Raw genomic sequence first — 14,444 nt, 5'->3', positions numbered from 1 at the left:
CCGTACCGCTCGCGCTGTCCTTGGTGCTCATGCTCGTACTACTTCCGTGCCGCCGCGCTCGATGGCGGCGGCGTCGTCGGGGCTCAGCCCGCTGTCGGTGATCAGCAGGTCCACGTCGCTCAGGTCGCCGAAGCGGGCGAAGTGCTCCTGGCCGTGTTTGACGGAGTCGGCGAGCAGGACCACCCGGCGGGCCGCGGCGACGGCCGCCCGCTTGACCGCGGCCTCGGCGAGGTCGGGGGTGGTGAGGCCGTGGTCGGTGGAGAAGCCGTTGGCGGCGACGAAGAGGACGTCGGCGCGGATCTCGCCGTACGCGCGGAGCGCCCAGGCGTCCACGGCGGCGCGCGTGCGGTGCCGTACGCGCCCCCCGACCAGGTGGAGCTGGATGCCCGGGTGGTCGGCGAGGCGGGCCGCGATCGGCAGGCTGTGCGTGACGACGGTGAGGGACGCCTCCAGCGGGATGGCCGCGGCGACGCGGGCGACCGTCGTACCGGCGTCGAGGATCAGGGTGCCCTCGGTCGGCAGTTCCGAGAGAGCGGCCTTGGCGATGCGGTCCTTCTCGTCGGCGGAGGTGGACTCGCGTTCGGCGAGGTCCGGCTCGAAGTCGAGGCGGCCGGCCGGGATGGCACCGCCGTGCACCCGGCGGACGAGGCCGGCGCGGTCGAGGGTCTTCAGATCGCGGCGGATCGTCTCCGCCGTGACCTGGAACTCCTCGGCGAGCGAAACGACATCCACCCGGCCGCCGTCACGGGCGAGCCGGAGGATCTCCTGCTGCCGCTCCGGTGCGTACATGCCCTGCGCCTCCGCTCCAAGATACGTCCGGTTGATATCCGGTCATGTCCGACTGCGTCTGACTCGTGTCCGAGTTTGTGGTTTCGCTTGGAGGCTACGCCCGGATTTCCAGAAAGTAAACAGGTTCGGGCCTTAATCGGGCGTGATCGGACTTCGATGCTGTTCAGAGGGGGCGAGGGGCACTTGCATCGCGCATGTGGAAGGGCCCGACACCTCCCGGTGCCGGGCCCTTCGCCAGATCACGCTCAGACACGCGCCCAGGCGGCCTCACGCGGACTCAAGGCGGACTCACGCGGGCTCACGCGGGCTCAGTGGACGAGCTCGCGCTCATTCTCCGGTCGCGCCGGGAGCGGCTCCCGCGTGCCGGCGCCCTCCAGGTGCTGCGCGGGGCGCTTCGGCAGGGCGGACATCAGCAGGAACATCACGGCCATGACGCCGGCCACCCAGAGCAGCGCGTGCTGGAAGGCGTTCGCGAAGGCCGGGCCGAGCCGGGCGGGGGTCAGGCGGTCGTCGATGACGCCGAAGAAGACGACCGAGACCAGGCCGAGGCCAAGCGCGTTGCCCATCTGCTGCACGGTGTTGATCAGGCCGGAGGCGGACCCGGCGTGCTCCCGCGGCACCTCCGACAGCACCGCGTCGGTCAGCGGGGCGACGATCAGGCCCATGCCCACGCCCATCACGACCAGCGGCAGGGCCATCTGCCAGGAGGCGATGGCGAGGCCGTAGCGGTCGGACTCCCAGATGTAGAGCAGCACGCCGAGGCCCATCACCAGGGCGCCCGCCTGGAGCACCTTGCGGCCGAAGCGCGGGACCAGTTTCTGCACGGACAGGCCGGCCGCGACGGAGACGGCGATCGAGAACGGCACCCCGGTCAGACCCGCGTGCAGGGGGCGCCAGCCGAGGCCGACCTGCATGTACAGCGTCCAGACCAGGAAGAAGATGCCGAGCGCGACACCGAAGACGGTCTGCACGGCGATGCCCGCGGCGAAGCTCTTCACCCTGAACAGGGACGGTTCGATGAGCGGGGAACTGTCGCGGGCGGCCTTGCGGCGTTCGTACGCCACCAGCGCGCCGAAGACGACGAGCGCCCCGGCCATCGACGCGTACCCCCACAGCGGCCAGCCCAGCTCGCGGCCGCGGGTCAGCGGGTAGAGCAGCATCAGCAGGCCGAGGGTGACCAGGGCGACACCGACGAGGTCCAGTTTCAGGGCGTGCGGGGCCTTGGATTCGCTGATGTAACGACGGCCGAGGAGGAGGGCGGCGGCGCCGACCGGGAGGTTGATGAGGAAGATCGGGCGCCATTCGAGGCCGAAGAGGTTCCACTCCGTGAGGAGGGCGCCGAGCAGCGGACCGGAGACCGCGCCCAGGCCGACGATCGCGCCGAACATGCCGAAGACCTTGCCGCGTTCGTGCGCCGGGAAGGTGGCGTGCACGATCGACAGGACCTGCGGGACCATCATCGCGGCCATGCCGCCCTGCAGGATGCGGGAGGCGACCAGCATCTCCGGGTTGGCGGCGAAGCCGCACAGGGCCGAGGCGAGGGTGAAGCCGCCGACACCAATGAGAAAGACTCGTTTGCGGCCGTGAATGTCGCCGAGTCGGCCGCCGGTGATCAGGCCGGCCGCGAAGGCCAGGGCATAGCCGGCGGTTATCCACTGGATCTGGCTGAAGGAGGCGTGGGCGCTCCGCCGGATGGACGGGATGGCGATGTTGACGATCGTGACGTCGACCAGGTCCATGAAGGCGGCGGTCATGACGATGGCCAGGGCGAGCCAGCGGTGCGCTCCGCCGTAAGCGGCCGAGGATTCGAGCGCCGTCGAGGTGAGTGTGGTCTGTCGGTCATCGGCGGGCGGTGGCTGAGCGTGCGGCGCCCCGCGCCCCTGCCGGGCGCTGATGTCGCTGGAGGTCATGTCGCTGGAGGTCATGTCGGCAAGCTAGGGGCACATTAGGCCAGATCCCGTCCTAGTCGGCTGGCATGCTCGGACGCATGACAACGGATACTCCGGCTCGGCTTCTGCAGCTTCTCTCCCTTCTCCAGACGCCCCGTGAGTGGCCCGGTGGTGAGCTGGCCGGTCGGCTCGGGGTGTCCCGGCGCACCGTGCGGCGGGACATCGACCGGCTGCGGGAGCTGGGGTATCCCGTGGAGGCCAGCAAGGGGGCCGACGGCGGGTACCGGCTGGTCGCCGGGAAGGCGATGCCGCCGCTGCTCCTCGACGACGAGGAGGCGGTGGCCATCGCGGTCGGGCTGCGGGCCGGGGCGGGGCATGCCGTGGAGGGGGTGGACGAGGCCTCCGTGCGAGCGCTGGCGAAGCTGGAGCAGGTGCTGCCGACCCGGCTACGGCACCGGGTGACCACGCTTCAGGCCGCGACCACGCCGCTGACCAGTGGGGACGGGGCGAGTATCGCGCCGGAGACGCTGACCGTGATGGCGTCGGCGGTGGCGGGGCGGGAGCGGTTGCGCTTCGCCTACCGGGCGGCGGACGGAAGCCAGACGCGGCGGCAGGCCGAGCCGTACCGGCTGGTGTCGACCGGGCGGCGGTGGTACCTCGTGGCGTACGACCTCGATCGCGACGACTGGCGGACGTTCCGGGTCGACCGGGTGAGCGAGCCGTTCGCGACCGGGGCGAGGTTCGCTCCGCGGGAGATGCCGACGGGGAGTGCGGCGGAATATCTGCGGCGGTCGATCCAACGGCAGCAGGAGAGCTACGAGTTCGTGGTCGCGTTCGCCGGGACGGTGGAGGAGGTGGGCGCTAGGGTGCCGCGGTGGCTGGGGGCGCCGCTGGACGAAGGGGGCGGATGGTGCGTGGTGCGGGGGACTACCGGGGATCCGATGGACTGGCTGGCGGTGCGGTTGGTGATGGCGGGGTGTGAGTTCCTGGTGCGGGAGCCCCCGGAACTCGTGGAGTGCGTACGGGAGTTGGGGGGCCGGCTGGTTCGGGCTGGTGGCGGTGCCTGAGTGGGTGGGCGGGGGCACCTGCCAGGCCATTGAGGCACCGAGGAGGGCACGACTGCCCGCGGCCAGGTTGAGCACCCGTGCCGACTACGCCTACGCCTGCTCCCCCCAGGCGAACCCCCGCAGATCCCCCAAGTTCCGCAGCGCCAGCGCCGCCGGTCCCTCCGCACCCGACGGGGACGCCGTGCCCGCGGCCCAGGACTCCACCGCCACTCGGACCGCCGCGCTGGCCACCGCCGAGGCGAAGCGGAGGTGGGGGGTGGGGGCGACGTTGTCGGGTGCGGTGTCGGGTGTGATGCCCCGTGCGGTGTCGGGTGTGATGCCGGGTGCGGTGTCGGTTGCGGTGTCGGGTGTGATGCCGGATGCGCTGCCGCGTGCGGTGCGCTCCGCCAGGATCGTCATCAGGAGGTCCTCCGAGGACTGGCAGACCTCCGCCCACACCTTGCGCAGGGCCGGGCTGGTGCCGGCGAGGCGGATCAGCGTGCGGACCCATTCCCAGGACGCCGCGGAGACACCCACGCCGGGGCTCAGGGTGTGGTGGACGGCGTGTTCGAGGGCCTCAGGGACCGAGAGGGCCGCCGGGGCCGCCCGTACGGCCTCTGCCCAGCGCTGGGCGCCCGCCGCGTAGAGCGGGGCGACCGCTTCCTCCTTCGTGGCGAAGTAGCGGTAGAACGTGCGGGGGGCGATGCCCGCGGCCTGTGCGATGTCCTCGGCGCGGGTGGCCCGCAGGCCCTGCCGTACGAAGAGGCCCGCGGCCGCGCGGGCGATCTCCATCCGGGTCTCCGCCTTGCGCCGCTCCGTCAGGGAGACACCGGAAGGATCCTGCCGGGGGGTGTTGCCGGCGGTGCTGGGGGTGCTCACTTCGGCAGGCTATGCCTCTGTGGCAGAATCTGCCATCCGGTGGTTCACCCCGTGGTTCAGGTACGGGGTGAGCCACCGTTCCAGCATGTCGGGGAGAGCCAGAGCCCGGCAAACGAGCCGGGCGATGCCCGAGCGATGCCGAGCGATCGCCGAGCAATGCAAGCAATGCCGAGCCGGGCGTTGCCAAGTAGCCGAGCCGAGCATCGCCAAGTAATGGAGCCGGGCTCCGGCGCCCGGGGGGGGTAGGCGCCGAAGCCCGGCTCTGGGGAAGTCCCGGCGCCGGGGGGATGGTGCGTCGGGACGTGGCTCACTGAGGGTTTGTCGTATGTCGTTGAAGGTCGGCGCGGGCCGCCGCGGGGAACCGACCGGGCACAAGTTCACCGATGCCGACTCTCCGAAGCCGGCTCGCCCGAACCGACTGCCCCGGCCAGGACTCTCAACTCCCCGGCCCGGATTGGTTGTTCCCTACACGCTGGGCCCTGAAGCGGCGGTACCGCGCCATGTTTTGCGCCGTCTTTCGCCACCCGGCGCACGCGCTGGGCGTGAGCGGAGCCACGCGCGCGCCCCCAGGCGCGCGAGCCCCCGCGGACGCGGGAGCCCCACGCGTACGGACCTGCTCACAACGCCCTTACGCCGCCGGCTCGAACCCCGTGCTGCGGGCCAGCTTCTTCAGCTCCAGCAGCGCGTGCTTCTCGATCTGACGGATGCGCTCGCGGGTCAGTCCGTGCTCCTTGCCGACCTCGGTCAGCGTGCGCTCGCGGCCGTCCTCGATGCCGTAGCGCATCTTGATGATGGAGGCCGTGCGCTGGTCCAGGCGGCCGATCAGGTCATCCAGTTCCTCGCTGCGCAGCAGGGTCATGACGGACTGCTCGGGGCTGACCGCCGAGGTGTCCTCCAGCAGGTCGCCGAACTGGGTCTCGCCCTCGTCGTCCACCGACATGTTCAGGGAGACCGGGTCACGGGCCCAGTCGAGGACGTCGATGACGCGCTCCGGGTTGGAGCCGAGCTCGGTGGCGATCTCGGCGGGCTCCGGGTCGCGGCCGTGCTCCCGGTTGAACTCGCGCTGGACACGGCGGATCCGGCCCAGCTCCTCCACCAGGTGGACGGGGAGCCGGATGGTCCGGGACTGGTCGGCGATGGAACGGGTGATCGCCTGGCGAATCCACCAGGTGGCGTACGTGGAGAACTTGAAGCCCTTGCGGTAGTCGAACTTCTCGACGGCGCGCACCAGGCCGGCGTTGCCCTCCTGGACCAGGTCCAGCAGGGGCAGGCCGCTGCGCGGGTAGCGTCGGGCGACAGCCACGACCAGGCGGAGGTTGGAGCGGATGAAGACGTCCTTCGCCCGCTCGCCGGCGGCGACGAGCGCCTCCAGCTCTTCACGGGTGGCGTCCGACGCGGACTCCTCCTCGCCGTCGAGGACCTGCCGCGCGAACACACCCGCCTCAATGGTCTGGGACAGCTCGACTTCCTTGGCGGCGTCGAGCAGCGGTGTGCGCGCGATCTCGTCGAGATACATGCCGACCAGATCCCGGTCGGCGATCTCGCCGGCATGGGCGCGAACACTGCTTGCCGAGTCGGCCGTCTCGCCGGTGGCGGACTTACGACGGGCGACGGCACGGGTTGCCATGCGGTGCTCCCTTGCGATGGTGGGCGGGCGGGTGGTCCTATCCGGTTATCCGGTTCTGCTCGGTCTTCCGGTGCATGCTCGGCACTCGGCCGGCGGCGCCGCGGAAGTCCACTCCTGGAACTCCCGACGCCTCCTCGGGTGCCCTGCATCCGAAGGAAACAACGACTGGAATCCGGACAGAATTCCCATGCCGCCCCCCGATTTTTCTGATCATGCAGTACCCTGTGCGGCCTACCGAGGGGGCGTGTTGTCGTCGGAACGTACAGAGGTGCAGGTCAGACCGGGAGTCGAGGGGGACCTCGAAGCCCTCACAGAGCTCTACAACCACTACGTACGTGAGACGCCCATCACGTTCGACACGGTGGCCTTCACGCCGGAAGAGCGCCGTCCGTGGCTGCTCTCCCATCCGGAAGACGGCCCGTACCGGCTGATGGTTGCCACGTCAGCGGACTCTCAGGAGATTCTCGGGTACGCCACATCCAGCTCTTACCGAGCGAAACCCGCCTACCGGACCTCGGTGGAGACCACGGTCTACGTCGCCCCGGACGCCGGCCGGCGCGGTGTCGGCACGCTGCTCTACAAGGCGCTCTTCGAGGCGCTCGCGGCCGAGGACCTGCACCGCGCGTACGCGGGCATCGCGCAGCCGAACGAGGCGTCCACCCGGCTGCACCAGCGCTTCGGGTTCCGCTACGTCGGCACGTACCGCGAGGTGGGCCGCAAGTTCGGCCGCTACTGGGACGTGGCCTGGTACGAGCGTCCGCTCTAGGGAAGTGCGGGCAGAACGTCCGCTCCGGGGAAGCGCCGGCAGAAGCGGTCAGCTCAGCCGAACTGCACCGACCGCTTGGCCATGCCCATCCAGAACCCGTCGATCACCGACTTCTGTGCGTCCAGCTCGCCGCCCGCCTCCGCGGCGCCCATGGTGACGAAGAGCGGGGCGAAGTGCTCGGTGCGCGGATGGGCGTAGCGGCCGGCCGGGGCCTTGTCCAGGAAGTCCAGCAGGGCGTCCCAGTCGCGTCTCTCCAGGGCCCGGTGTCCCCAGTCGTCGAACTCCGAGGACCAGGACGGCACCCCAGCCCCGGTGTGGCGCAGGGCGGCCAGGTTGTGGGTGAAGAAGCCGGAGCCGACGATCAGCACGCCTTCGTCGCGCAGCGGGGCGAGCCGGCGGCCGATCTCCATCAGGCGGACCGGGTCGAGGGTGGGCATGGAAATCTGGAGTACGGGGATGTCCGCGGCCGGGAACATCTCCACCAGCGGTACGTAGGCGCCGTGGTCGAGTCCGCGGTCCGGGATGTCCTGCACGGGGGTGCCGGGGGCGTGCAGCAGCTTGCGCACGGACTCGGCGAGCCCGGGCGCGCCGGGGGCCGCGTACCGGACCTTGTAGTAGTGCTCGGGGAAGCCCCAGAAGTCGTAGACGAGGGGGACGGTCCGCACGGCACCGAGGGCGAGGGGGGCCTCCTCCCAGTGGGCGGAGACCATCAGGATCGCCTTGGGGCGGGGCAGACCGGCGCTCCAGGCGGCCAGTTCCCCGGGCCAGACCGGGTCGTCGGCGAGCGGCGGGGCGCCGTGGCTCAGATAGAGGGCGGGCATGCGTTCCTGAGAAGGGGCGGGTCGCTCCTGAGCGGCTGCGGTCATGACGGCGGCTCCCTCCACGGACGGGGACTTCCCCTCGGCCCGCATACGTCCACTTACGTTTTAAGTCTCAAGCTTTCCGGGAAACACCGTACACCCCACTTGTTTAACATTCAAGGAGAGGCCTCGTACAGTGGGATGCATGAATACGGCATCCACATCCGCCATCGCCCGGCACCGCTGGCTCAGCGAGGACGAACAGCACGTCTGGCGCGCGTACCTGCACGCCACGACCCTGCTGGAGGACCATCTGGACCGTCAGCTCCAGCGGGACGCGGGGATGCCGCACATCTACTACGGCCTGCTCGTCACGCTCGCCGAGGCGCCCGGGCGGCGGCTGCGGATGACCGAGCTGGCCATGAAGGCGAAGATCACCCGGTCCCGGCTCTCGCACGCCATCGCCCGCCTGGAGAAGAGCGGCTGGGTGCGCCGGGAGGACTGTCCCTCCGACAAGCGTGGCCAGTTCGCCGTCCTGACCGACGAGGGCGCCGAGGTGCTGCGCCGCACCGCGCCGGGTCATGTGGCCGCCGTACGGCAGGCGCTGTTCGAGCGGCTGACCCCCGAACAGCAGCAGACCCTCGGCGAGATCATGCAGATCGTCGCCGAGGGCCTGCAGCCGAGCGATGCGGGCGCGGACCTGCCCTGGCTCCGCTGAGGAGCCCGGGACAGGCCCGCGTGCGGGTACCCGTTTCGGCCGGTGGGGTCGCTCAGAGGCTCAGTGGGCGACCACCGGGACCGCCAGCTCGTCCTCCGCGCCGTCCCCGGAGGCCACCGGGGAGGTGCTCGGCGTGCCGGCGGTGACCAGGGTCACCACGATCGCCGCGGCCAGCACCAGCATGCCGACGGCGAACCAGATCGCGTTGGTGTAGCCGTGCACCTGACCCTGAAGCTGGACCAGCTGCTGCTGCGACCTGGAGGTCGCGGTGGCGATGTGGTCCTTGATGTACGCCGTCGTCGCGGACGCGGCGATCGTGTTCAGCAGGGCGGTGCCGATCGCGCCGCCCACCTGCTGCGAGGTGTTGACCATCGCGGAGGCGACACCGGCGTCCCGGGGCTCGACGCCGAGCGTGGCCAGGGACATGGCCGGCATGAACGCCGTACCCATGCCGAGACCGAGCAGCAGCATCGCCGGCAGGATCGTCGAGGCGTACGACGAGCCGATCTCCAGCTGGGTCATCAGCAGCATGCCCACCGCGGCGACCACGAAGCCGGGACCCATCAGCAGACGGGCCGGCAGGCGGGTCATCAGGCGGGTGCCGATCTGGGTCGAGCCGACCATCATGCCGACGATCATCGGCAGGAAGGCGAAGCCGGTCTTGATCGGCGAGAAGCCCTTCACGACCTGGAGGTAGTAGGTCAGGAAGAGGAAGGTGCCGAACATCGCGATGACGGCGATGCCGAGGGAGAGGTAGATGCCGCCGCGGTTGCGGTCGGTGATCACGCGCAGCGGCAGCAGCGGGGCCTTGACCCGGGTCTCGGTGACCACGAACGCGAGCAGCAGCACCACGGAGGCGACGAACAGGCCGATGGTCGTGGCGTCGCTCCAGCCGTTGGACTCGGCGCGGGTGAAGCCGTACACCAGGGAGACCAGGCCGAGGGTGGACAGGAGCACACCGGGGATGTCGAGCGGGTTGCGGTTGCGGCCGCCCTCCGGCTCGCGGATGACGAAGTACGCGCCGAGCGCGGCGACGATCGCGAACGGGATGTTCACGAAGAACGTCCAGCGCCAGTCCAGGTACTCGGTGAGCACACCGCCGAGGATGAAGCCGACGGCGCCGCCGCCACCGGCGATCGCGCCGTAGATACCGAAGGCCTTGGCGCGCTCCTTGGCGTCCGTGAACATCACGGCGAGCAGGGAGAGCGCGGCCGGGGCGAGCATGGCGCCGAAGGCGCCCTGGAGGGCGCGGGCGCCGAACATCATCGCGCCGCTGGTCGCCGCACCGCCGAGCGCGGAGGCGGCGGCGAAGCCGGTCAGGCCTATGACGAAGGCCCGCTTGCGGCCCCACAGGTCGGCTATCCGGCCGCCGAAGAGGAGCAGACCGCCGAAGGCGAGGGCGTAGGCCGTGACGACCCACTGCCGGTTGCCGTCGGAGATGCCCAGGTCGGTCTGGGCGGAGGGCAGCGCGATGTTCACGATGGTGGCGTCGAGGACGACCATCAGCTGGGCGAGCGCGATGAAGATGAGCGCTTTCCAGCGGTTGGCATCACCGGACCGTGCCGGTGCGCCGGGAGCCTTTGCGGCTGTTTCAGACATGGGGGTACCCACTTCGTGACTTCGTGAATTCATGACGGAAAGCCGGAGGTTCGTGACGGAAAAAGGGATCGGTGAAGCGCAGACGGTGATCGAGCCCGATCGGTGAAGCGCAGTCGGTCGCCGGGCGCAGTCGGCGCAGTCGGTGGTCGCGCGGACGGTGGTCGGTGCGGTTCAAGGGGCGCGCTGCATCAGGGACCGGTACTCGGTCCGAAACTGATCGGCCCCTGTGGGACGGTGCGGTCGCTCTCGGTCGTTCAGGCCTGGCGGAGGTCCTCCATGGTCACGGCCGTGCCCGGCAGGGCGGAGCGGGCCGGGGCCCGCAGTCCGTCCAGGAACAGCTGCAGATGACGGTGGACGAAGCGGTCGTTGACCAGGCAGCCGGTGCCGGCCGGAGGCCGGCTGAGCTGGGCCGCGGCGATCATGACATCGCCGACGCCCACGTCCGGACGGAGCTGTCCGGCCGCCTTGGCGCGGTCCATGAGCTGCCCGATGAGCTGCTCGCACCGCTCACGCGCCGCCTCCAGGTCGGGATGGTTCTTGTCGAAGGTGCTGGAGACCATCGGGCACAGCGCGCTGACCCGCTCGTCGGCGGAGGCGTGCACGAACCGCTCCAGCGCCTCGAAGGCGTCCCCGCTCTCCGCGAGCGCCAACTCGGCCGCTTCCGACGTCCGGTCCATCACGGAGCAGACGACCTCACGGACGAGTGCGTCGCGGTCGGGGAAGTTGCGGTACACCGTGGCGTTGCCGACGCCGGCCCGGCGGGCGATCTCGTCGAGCGGCACATCGGGGCCGTACTCGGTGAACATCTCGCGGGCGGCGGTGACGATCCGCTCCCGGTTGCGCAGGGCGTCGGCGCGAGGCCGGAGTGCCTTGCGCACGGTGGGGGTAGCGGTCGCGGTCTGCACGGCGCACTCCTGGTCTGGTGGTGGTCTGGTGGTCTGGGTGACGCTCTGGGCTTCCACGATCTGGGGATCCGCTCCCCGTTTCGCGCGGACACACGTCTAAACGGGGAAAGGCTCCCCGGTTATTTCCACACCTTCTCCTCATTCTATGTGACCTGAGTCACATCCTCTGGCCTGGGGAATCCCACGATCGGCCTCTCCAGCGCGCGCCCGTCGCCCCGTCGACACAGGGTGATCGAAAGGGTGCAGCCGGAAACCGGCGGCTGCCGTGGCGCGAAAGGTCCGTGCATGCAGCCGCAGCCCAGCCGCCCGATATCCGCGGACCGTCGCACCCCACCGCCCCCTTGCCCGCCCCCCACCCGCGCGATAGGCCGCCGCCGTGCGGTCTCCCTCGCCGCCGTGACCGTGCTGATCCTCGCGGTCGGCACCTCGGCGGGCACCGGACACCTCACGGCGGCACCCACGCCGGCCGGCGCCGGCCCCATCGCGCTGGCCCGTTCCTCGGCCTACGGCCCCTGCCTGATCAGGGGCGGCCACGAGGTCCAGATGACCGAGGGCGTCCCCACCCCGGGCGGCTACTCCCGCTCCACCGGCACCGTGCACGCCCTGACCCTGATGGTCGACTTCTCCGACGCGCCCGGCCAGGGCAGCGCGCTCGACCGCTACCACGAGTTCTTCCCGCAGACCCAGGACTGGTTCCGCACCGCCTCCTACGGCAAGCTCGACTACCGGCCGGCCGCGCCCATCGACCACTGGCTGCGGATGCCCAAGCCGTTCGCGGCGTACGGCATAGAGCGCGGCGCCCCGTTCGACCCCGGCTACCGGCAACTGGTCCAGGACATCGTGGCCGCAGCCGACCCGGACGTGGACTTCCGGTCGTACGACCTCCTGAACGTGCTGGTCACCCCCAACGCCGGCCCCTCCGCCCTGGACACCGTGCTGTCGGTGACCTTCGCCGGCAACTCCGACGCCCCGGTCGCCGACGGGGCCCCGGTCGCCAACGCCTCCTTCGTCTACTCCCGCCAGGACGACGGCTCCGGCTCCTACCCCCAGACCGGCTACCGGGTCCTCCCCCACGAGAACGGCCATGTATTCGGCCTGCCCGACCTCTACACCCAGGAGGGCGGGGGCGCGGTCGGCCACTGGGACATCATGAGCGAGGACTGGGGCGCCGACAACGACCTCCTCGCCTGGCACAAGTGGAAGCTGGGCTGGCTCGACGCCGACCAGGTGAGCTGCGCGGCGGCCCACGGCAGCGCCGACTACACACTGACCCCGCTCTCCCGCGCCGGCGGCCACAAGCTGGTCTTCGTCCCCGTCGACGCCCGCACCGGCTACGCCCTGGAGGTGCGGACCAAGGGCGGCAACGACGAGGAGGTGTGCCGGGGCGGCGTCCTCATCTACAAGGTCGACGCGAACATCGACACCGGCCGCGGACCGATCAAGGTGTACGACGCCCACGGCGACACCGGCGGCTGCACCCGCAGCCCCAACGTCCAGGCGGAACTCTCCGACGCCCCGTTCGGCCCCGGCGAAACCTTCAAGGACCCACGGCACGGGATCGAGGTGCGGGTGTCGGGGGTGGACGCGGCGGGGGACTACCGGGTGCGGGTGACTCGGGGGTAGGCGCTTCAGGCGGGGCCGGACGGGATCGGACGGGGGCGGACGGGGGCGGATGGCGGTCGGACGGGGTCGGATGGCGGTCGGACGGGGTCGGCCACGGTTTACGGTATGCGTGCCCTGATCGGGGCCTGCACTGATCGCCGTACCGGAGAGCCCGCCGTCACGGAGACCACGCAAACCGCCGTACCGGAGAAGACCACGGATACCGCCGTACCGGAGACTCGATGACCGCCCCCCTGCCCTGCGCCAGCACACCGGGCCAGCCGCCCGCCGAGGCGGTGGCCCCACTGATCCGGGGCGTGGCGGTGCTGGAGGCGCTGACCGAGGCGGGCGGGACGCTGAGCGCGAGCGCGCTGGAACGCCGTACCGGCCTGGCTCGTTCCACGGTCGACCGGATCACCGCGACCCTCGCCCGCATGGGATACGTCCGCCAGGCCGGCCGGGACGCGGTGCTCGCCCCCCGCGTGATGGAACTCGGCAACGCCTACCTGGCCGCCCTCCGGCTGCCCGCCCTCCTCGACGCGCACGCCGACGCGCTCGCCGACGAACTCGACGAGTCGGTCTCGCTCGCGGTCGCCGACCGGGACGGCATCCGTTTCATCCACCAGGCCACCCGCCGCCGCGCGATGTCCGTCAGCTTCCGCATCGGCGACCTGCTGCCGGCCGAACGCACCGCGCCCGGCCCGCTGTTCGCGGCCGAGTGGACGGAGGAGGAGTGGGCCGGGTGGCGGACCCGGCGCGCGGCGGATCCGACGGACGCGGGCTTCCCGGCCGTACCGCCGAGGAGCCCCGGTGGTACGGCCGACTTCGAGGCGCGGGCGCAGCGGGCCCGCCACGACGGCTGGGCCCTGGACGACCAGCTGATCGAACCGGGCCTGGTCGCGTTGTCCGTCCCCGTCCGCGACCCGGACACCGGCCGGGTGGCATGCGTGGCCAGCGTGGTCAGCCACACGAGCCGTCACACGGCGGCGGACCTGCGCGAGACGCTGCTCCCCCGCCTCCGTACGGCGGTGACGGCGATGGAGACGGAGCTGCGCGAGGCCCGGCCCGCGGAACCCGGCCCGCCCCCCTCCGGCCTCGCCACCTGGACCACGGCCTCCAAGCACGAACTGGGCCGCGACTTCGTGGAGTCCCTGGCCCGGGGCCTGACGGTCATCACGGCCTTCGGCGAGGGCCGCTCCGCGCTGACGCTGACGGACGTGGCCAGGGCGACGGGCCTGGCGAGGGCGACGGCCCGGCGGGCCCTGATCACGTATGAGTACCTGGGTCTGGTGGCCGCGCGGGACCGTCTGTTCACTCTCACGCCCCGGGTGCTGTCGCTGGGCTGTCCGCCTCTCTCCCGCACCACGCCGGCCCGCCTGGCCGCCCCCCACCTCCGCGCCCTCGCAGACCGGCTGCAGGAGCCGACGGCGCTGGCGGTACTGGTCCCGGGGACCGATCGGGCGGAGATCCAGTACATCGCGGTGGCATCCGCGAGCCGGGTCCTGACCGTGGACATCACGGTGGGCACCCGTCTGCCGGCCCGCCGCACCGCCCTGGGCCGGGTGCTGCTGGAGCTGGACGCGGAACGGGGATACGCCCTGGCGGACGAGGAGTTGGAGTCGGGCCTGCGCTCGATCGCGGTGCCGGTACGCGACCGCGCGGGCCGCCCGGTAGCCGCCGTGAACGTGGCCACCCACGCGGCCCGCCGCACCCTGGAGGAATGCGTGACGGAGGTTCTCCCCGAACTCCGCGCCACAGCGGCCCACATCCAGGACGACCTGCGGATCGTGTCCCGCTTCACGACGGTCGCGATGGCCTGAACAG

General features: G+C 71.2%; 12 protein-coding genes. 5 read left to right on the top strand and 7 right to left on the bottom strand.

The window, feature by feature from the left end:
- Positions 1-27 precede the first annotated feature (27 nt).
- Positions 28-789: a DeoR/GlpR family DNA-binding transcription regulator gene (locus ABZ396_RS08345; protein ID WP_358920603.1), complete on the bottom strand. Its 762-nt coding sequence runs from the start codon at positions 787-789 to the stop codon at positions 28-30.
- A gap of 308 nt (positions 790-1,097) precedes the next feature.
- Positions 1,098-2,543 (bottom strand): MFS transporter, encoded by a 1,446-nt coding sequence (locus ABZ396_RS08340; protein ID WP_358920747.1) that lies wholly within the window; start codon positions 2,541-2,543, stop codon positions 1,098-1,100.
- A 233-nt stretch (positions 2,544-2,776) separates the two neighbouring features.
- Between ABZ396_RS08340 and ABZ396_RS08335 the strand changes: the two genes are divergently transcribed.
- Positions 2,777-3,745 (top strand): YafY family protein, encoded by a 969-nt coding sequence (locus tag ABZ396_RS08335; protein WP_358920604.1) that lies wholly within the window; start codon positions 2,777-2,779, stop codon positions 3,743-3,745.
- 90 nt (positions 3,746-3,835) lie between these two features.
- Here ABZ396_RS08335 and ABZ396_RS08330 read toward each other — a convergent pair whose 3' ends face one another.
- Both ABZ396_RS08330 and ABZ396_RS08325 read right to left on the bottom strand, forming a co-directional pair.
- Entirely contained in the window at positions 3,836-4,516 is a 681-nt protein-coding gene (locus ABZ396_RS08330) for a TetR family transcriptional regulator (RefSeq protein ID WP_358920749.1), read from the bottom strand.
- A 715-nt stretch (positions 4,517-5,231) separates the two neighbouring features.
- Positions 5,232-6,230 (bottom strand): sigma-70 family RNA polymerase sigma factor, encoded by a 999-nt coding sequence (locus tag ABZ396_RS08325; protein ID WP_358920606.1) that lies wholly within the window; start codon positions 6,228-6,230, stop codon positions 5,232-5,234.
- A 247-nt stretch (positions 6,231-6,477) separates the two neighbouring features.
- Here ABZ396_RS08325 and ABZ396_RS08320 point away from each other — a divergent pair, with 247 nt between their 5' ends.
- A complete protein-coding gene (locus ABZ396_RS08320) occupies positions 6,478-6,996 on the top strand; it encodes an N-acetyltransferase family protein (protein WP_358920608.1) in 519 nt (172 codons plus the stop codon).
- A 53-nt stretch (positions 6,997-7,049) separates the two neighbouring features.
- On the opposite strand, the gene ABZ396_RS08315 is transcribed toward ABZ396_RS08320, so the two are convergent.
- Positions 7,050-7,862 carry a class III extradiol ring-cleavage dioxygenase gene (locus tag ABZ396_RS08315; protein ID WP_358920610.1) on the bottom strand — a complete coding sequence of 271 codons (813 nt, stop codon included), beginning with the start codon at positions 7,860-7,862 and terminating at the stop codon, positions 7,050-7,052.
- 139 nt (positions 7,863-8,001) lie between these two features.
- Between ABZ396_RS08315 and ABZ396_RS08310 the strand changes: the two genes are divergently transcribed.
- Positions 8,002-8,514, top strand: a complete 513-nt coding sequence (locus tag ABZ396_RS08310) for a MarR family transcriptional regulator (RefSeq protein ID WP_358920612.1) — start codon at positions 8,002-8,004, stop codon at positions 8,512-8,514.
- A 60-nt stretch (positions 8,515-8,574) separates the two neighbouring features.
- On the opposite strand, the gene ABZ396_RS08305 is transcribed toward ABZ396_RS08310, so the two are convergent.
- Entirely contained in the window at positions 8,575-10,113 is a 1,539-nt protein-coding gene (locus ABZ396_RS08305; protein WP_358920614.1) for an MFS transporter, read from the bottom strand.
- 254 nt (positions 10,114-10,367) lie between these two features.
- On the bottom strand, positions 10,368-11,018 hold the full coding sequence (locus ABZ396_RS08300; protein WP_358920615.1) for a helix-turn-helix domain-containing protein: 651 nt from the start codon (positions 11,016-11,018) through the stop codon (positions 10,368-10,370).
- Positions 11,019-11,303: 285 nt separating this feature from the next.
- Here ABZ396_RS08300 and ABZ396_RS08295 point away from each other — a divergent pair, with 285 nt between their 5' ends.
- The gene (locus ABZ396_RS08295; RefSeq protein ID WP_358920617.1) at positions 11,304-12,641 is read left to right on the top strand and encodes a M6 family metalloprotease domain-containing protein; all 1,338 of its coding nucleotides are present in this window, start codon (positions 11,304-11,306) and stop codon (positions 12,639-12,641) included.
- Positions 12,642-12,862: 221 nt separating this feature from the next.
- The gene (locus ABZ396_RS08290) at positions 12,863-14,440 is read left to right on the top strand and encodes an IclR family transcriptional regulator C-terminal domain-containing protein (RefSeq protein ID WP_358920619.1); all 1,578 of its coding nucleotides are present in this window, start codon (positions 12,863-12,865) and stop codon (positions 14,438-14,440) included.
- The last annotated feature ends 4 nt before the right edge of the window (positions 14,441-14,444 follow it).

Source organism: Streptomyces sp. NPDC005866, from assembly GCF_040629895.1.
In the GTDB taxonomy this organism is placed as follows: Bacteria; Actinomycetota; Actinomycetes; order Streptomycetales; family Streptomycetaceae; genus Streptomyces.
The sequence above is the reverse complement of the archived record's forward strand: the minus strand, read 5'-3'. Positions and strand labels throughout refer to the sequence as shown.